The organism is Sphingomonas sp. Leaf21 (genome assembly GCF_916858675.1).
In the GTDB taxonomy this organism is placed as follows: Bacteria; Pseudomonadota; Alphaproteobacteria; order Sphingomonadales; family Sphingomonadaceae; genus Sphingomonas.
The window spans coordinates 1-1002 of the sequence record NZ_CAKASM010000053.1 but is presented as its reverse complement, the minus strand read 5'-3'; the positions used below and the strand labels follow the sequence as shown (position 1 = coordinate 1002).

Annotated in this window: 1 protein-coding gene; it reads left to right on the top strand. The window is 59.5% G+C overall.

Going from position 1 to position 1002, the window contains the following annotated elements:
• Positions 1-444: 444 nt before the first annotated feature.
• The gene (locus LRP66_RS18190; RefSeq protein ID WP_230484009.1) at positions 445-933 is read left to right on the top strand and encodes a hypothetical protein; all 489 of its coding nucleotides are present in this window, start codon (positions 445-447) and stop codon (positions 931-933) included.
• The last annotated feature ends 69 nt before the right edge of the window (positions 934-1002 follow it).

Genomic DNA, 1002 nt, shown 5'->3' with positions numbered 1-1002 from the left:
ATGTCTATGGCAAGATAAAACCGCGGGGCTTGACCACCGCAACGAGAGAATACGCGTCCGCCTCCCGGCCGAAACTGGTTCGGGCCGGGCATTCGGCTACTAAGAGCGAGGTTATCACGCCTCGGTCCGCCTGCTGGCGAACGGACCACCTCTACGCCGGGCGGGTTAACAATCTCAAGCGCTGAACTGCGGCTTTGACGCTGCCGGGCGTAACATGCTGACGACATTACGCATAATTCGGCATGGCGGCATGTCGGTGCAATCTGCCGCTCATAAAGAGATGAGGGCCACCTGCTGAGGCTCTTCGGCGAACAAGCAGGAACAGCATCCCTCAATCCATAAAGCGGACGACGAAGAAAATTCGGACAACCGCAGCAATTTTTTCATCCTCCCTGTCCGAATATGCCGGCAGGTCCGCTTTTATGATTGAGAGGCATCGCCATTTTGCCCAGCCTTCCTTCAACCGCTGAGGACCGTGCCGCCGACAATCACTATACGCCGGCCGAGATCGGCGTGATGCTGGGCACGCTTTCCAATGCCGACCGGCAGCGGCTTGTCGCCTCGTCTCGCTATCTGGCACACGACCGGCATATCCTCGCCGCCGACTTGCGTCAGGAAGCTTTCGTCCGGGCACTCGACGGGCGGCGCAAGTGTCAGCGCAGCTGGAACGTCACTGACTTCCTTGTCGGAATTATGCGCAGCCTGACCTCCGCTGAGCGTGAAGCTGATATGGCCGGCCATCGTCCAGTGCTAATCGGCACATTCGGTGAAGGTGGCATCAATCCGGCGTCACCCGCACCCTCGCCGGAGCAGGTCGGCCATGACGCCATATACTATCGTCGCACGATCACCGCGATCCGCGAGGCGATTGAACGCGACCCCCGCCTCGTTGCGTTGATCGAGGCAGTGCTGGATGGGGCGAAGGGTGAGTAGCCCCTAGATTTCTGGACGCCTCGGGTCCTAATTTTGAGGACAGGAGGCGACGATGGGGAAACCCAATTT